The sequence below is a fragment of the Clostridia bacterium genome (assembly GCA_035561135.1).
In the GTDB taxonomy this organism is placed as follows: domain Bacteria; phylum Acidobacteriota; class Terriglobia; order Terriglobales; family Acidobacteriaceae; genus DATMYA01.
Window position 1 is genome coordinate 1 of sequence record DATMYA010000089.1, and the last position, 3718, is coordinate 3718.

The window sequence follows — 3718 nt, forward strand, 5'->3', positions numbered from 1 at the left end:
GCCCCTTGCCCCACCCGGACCTTTTTCGGTCCAACCGCCAAAATCCCGCCGCTTCGCCGGCGCCGGGCCACGCGCCGTTCACGCTCATCGGCTATGCTGGCGCCCGCAACAATCCGGCCCGCCCAAGGAGCACGCCCATGAAAACCCTCGCCACCGCGGCCTTCGCCGCCCTTCTGCTGACCACCGCCGCCAAGGCCGGCGAACTGTCCTTCCCGTCCGACGCGCCGATCGCCTCGATCACCGTGCCGGACACCTGGACGCTGGACGAAACCGACACCGGCGCCGAGGTCACCTCGCCGGACGAGGCGATCTACTTCTTCATCGACGTCGCCGACGCGAAGACCACCGACGCCGTCATCGACGACGCCGCCGACTTCCTCACCGAGAACGGCGTCACCGTCGACCCGGCCAGCCTCAAGCAGTCGACCGACAAGCTGAACGGCATGGACATGGTCAATCTCGACTGGGACGGTACCGACAAGGACGGCCCGGTCTCGATCGGCATGTCGATCGTCGCCCCCAATCCCGAAAAGCTGCTGGTCATCACCTACTGGGGCACCAAGGGCGAACAGGAAAAACACGCCACCGACCTGGTGGCGATCATCAACTCGCTGAAGCCGGTCAAGTAGGCCGGGCGCCGCAGCCTCCTCTCCCCTTGTGGGCTCCGAAGCGTTGGCCGGAGGCCAGAAATCGATAAAATCGATTTCAGCGCACGGAGGCCCGAGCGCGACGCCGCGCGAGGGCGATGGAGCCCCAAGAGGCGAAGCCGATTGGCGAGGCGAACTTGGTGAGGGGGTTTTCCGCCGCACCCGCACACCCCCTCACCAACAAAATCTAACACTTAGCCTTCGGCTAAGCTGTTGATTTTGTAACCTCTCCCACAAGGGGAGAGGCGGAGGCTGCCGGCGGGCAGGACGGGCTCCCTCCCCCTTGTGGGGAGGGTTGGGGAGGGGAAAGGCCACAAGCGCTAGGCCCCCAGGGAAAGACGGGCAGACCGAAAAGATGAGGATCTGAATGATGAGCCGGTATCACCCTCTTCGCGACCATTTGCTCCGGGTCAACGTATCCCGCTGGAAAGCAGCATTCGCGGAAATAGAAGACATTCTTGGCGGACCGCTGCCGGCCAGCGCCCACAAGTATCCAGCATGGTGGTCGAACGAAACCGTTGGCAATCATGTTCAGAAGCAGGGCTGGATGGGTGCGGGATACAGAACCGCGGAACTCGACTTGGCGAAAAGGACGGTTATTTTCGTCAAAAGCGGATGAGGCGCCCGAAGACTTGCACCCCTCCTCTCCCCTTGTGGGAGAGGATAGTTCGCCCCAAGAGGCGAAGCCGATTGGCGCGGCGAACTTGGTGAGGGGGGCCTTTCCCATTGCTACCAGCCCCCCCTCACCAACAAAATCTAACACTTAGCCTTCGGCTAAGCTGTTGATTTTGTAACCTCTCCCACAAGGGGAGAGTGGAGGTTGCCGGACGTCAGAAAACGATCCGACGTTCTGTACAGCGGCAAACGCCTTGAGCCACCAGCGAAAGGCGGATAGTTTGCAGTGTCGGCTGATGGACAAATCACACGTGCGGCACCCATTTTCCCCCTGGTGGGGGAGAACGGAGTTCAGCGACATCGGTACTCAGACTGTTTGTCTACTCGGAAGTCACACCTTCAACCTCAGTCGTCGCTTCGGAAACCGGCGCGACCGTCTTGGGAGACACAGCAAGCTGAGATGCGATCTCCTCGCCTAGTTGCGAAATGATACTCGAATCCTCGTTCTCGATATAAGCCGGGCTCTTGTCCTCGATCATCGGCAGAGGTTCACCATAATACCAGTCTTTTCTGCGGCCATCGTCCTTCTTCCGGGACCGCTTCTCAAAGATATCTCGGTATCTGCGGGGAGATATCCCTACAAAAGGCCGGAAGAGAACTTTTTTTTCGGCGAGATCATCCTCGAATGTTATCGAATCCGAGTTGAGTTCAACCGCGTAGCTTTTTGGATAGGGCTCAAGGTATACCAAAGACCGTATACCCGAAGAGACTATGTGCTTAGCACACATGTGACACGGGAAGGTCGTGCAATACATTGTCGCGCCCCTAATGCTTACACCGGTTCTGGCAGCATCCGTTATCGCAGACATTTCAGCATGAATCATTCGACCAAACTCTATGATGTCCATAACCTGAGAGTCTTTAATATCGTCATGCCCCATGATCTCGCGCAATTGCTCAACCGCATTGCTCTTCGAGGAAAGTTCCTTGGACAAGAAACCCGCTTTGTTCATCCTTTCAAGGAGATCATGAAGCATCTCCAGTTTTCGAGAGTGATTTGCATCCCGGCCCCGTTCGAAGTCACGCTGCGCATTCTCGCCGTCCTCTGCCCAATAGGTACCCCCAAAAGCCTTTGGAACCTCATTGCAGCCCATTGCAAGAATCTCACCCGCTCCAGTGAAAATTGACGCTCCTACTTGGCGAGAAAGATCTATTGAACGCAGAGAAGCTGCCGCGGCCGTGTACATCCCATACTCCATCTTAGTAGGAGAACGACCATTGTGACCAAAGAACGCTTCAAAAAAACGCTTTAGCGTGTCATCAATATTATTCTTATTCATTCCATATACAAAAATGTCTCCGAGATGGTATATGTTCGATATTTTTTGTCCGAAACTACCAATACCCTCATCAAAGTCTTTCTTTATTAAATCTATTGCCTCTTTCTCGCAATCATCCTTGTCTCTGGTCGACTCATCAAACTCCTTAATTTTTCGTGCAATTTCCGCCCGTCTTTCTTTTTCGGATGCCGACACGGAGATTTGGATGAACTTTCTTCCGTAAGTCTTCCTCATCAAATCTATTTCTTGGGGACGCTTAAATTGTCTTATGATATACGCATGCCCAAGTGCGGGGGTCTCGGGATCCGAAGTGACCAGGGCTCGCTCTGCTCGAATGCGCGCCACCGCCATCGCAGCTAACGCTGCAGAGCTTTTCGCGATCTTGCAGACCATGTTAGCGTAGGCGATAAGCGATTGATACTTTGCACTAAATGACGTTTCATCGATCTCGATACCCGTAGGGATAGCCTTCATCAGCTCAGTTATACGGAGTGGGATCGATCTGTATTTTAGCTTTCCTAGCTCTTGAACGATGGTCTCTTGCACATAGTCAAGATCAACACCGATCGGCCCTACCAAGCCGATGACGATTTCCGGCCTTTGAGAATCTTCCATTGCGCCCCCCCCAGACAAGCTTTGAAAACTTTTTATGAACAAAGAGAGAAATTTATCATTATGAGCCTGTGAAAGAATCTGGTTTAATAGTTGATACTAATAGCAACCTTTGGTGGAGGCGGCAATGTCAAGTGATTGCGTGGTCGTGAAGGATGCGCACGGATCTCAGGTCGAAGACGTAAAGTGGCTTGGAGAACAATTGGCCGTAGCGCTAAGAAACCTAACAAGACGTCCGCGTGAGCGGCGAGGTCCGTATGATGTTACGGACGAAGTAATTGAAAATCTCAACGGAAAATACGAACTGGGGTAAGGCGCTTTGTAGCCCTACCTCGGCGACGTTTGCCGACGGCGAGACATAACATCTCGTCGACGATTGTCTGCGATATCGAGCGATTTCGCGCGTCAGGCCGATCGCTGGATTGTTTCGTTCAATCGTTACTGCTGCCTGCAACACCCCAACTCGCACGGGGAAACCCGGGCAACCCCAGCCCCAGTTCCCCC

Annotated in this window: 3 protein-coding genes; 2 read left to right on the forward strand and 1 reads right to left on the reverse strand. The window is 54.6% G+C overall.

Translation table 11 applies throughout. The features are described 5' to 3' along the window. A partial coding sequence (locus tag VN622_17760; protein ID HWR37712.1) for a hypothetical protein occupies nt 1–629 on the forward strand: 629 nt, incomplete at its 5' end. 385 nt (nt 630–1014) lie between these two features. Further along, nucleotides 1015–1266, forward strand: coding sequence for a hypothetical protein (locus VN622_17765; protein ID HWR37713.1), 252 nt, complete (start codon nt 1015–1017; stop codon nt 1264–1266). Nucleotides 1267–1642: 376 nt separating this feature from the next. On the opposite strand, the gene VN622_17770 is transcribed toward VN622_17765, so the two are convergent. Then, a complete protein-coding gene (locus VN622_17770; protein HWR37714.1) occupies nt 1643–3217 on the reverse strand; it encodes an anti-phage dCTP deaminase in 1575 nt (524 codons plus the stop codon). Nucleotides 3218–3718 lie beyond the last annotated feature (501 nt).

Excerpts from the sequence above, each read along its gene's own strand:
- VN622_17770 (HWR37714.1), bottom strand. The coding sequence starts at position 3,217 with ATGGAAGATTCTCAAAGGCCGGAAATCGTCATCGGCTTGGTAGGGCCG.
- VN622_17765 (HWR37713.1), top strand. The coding sequence starts at position 1,015 with ATGATGAGCCGGTATCACCCTCTTCGCGACCATTTGCTCCGGGTCAAC.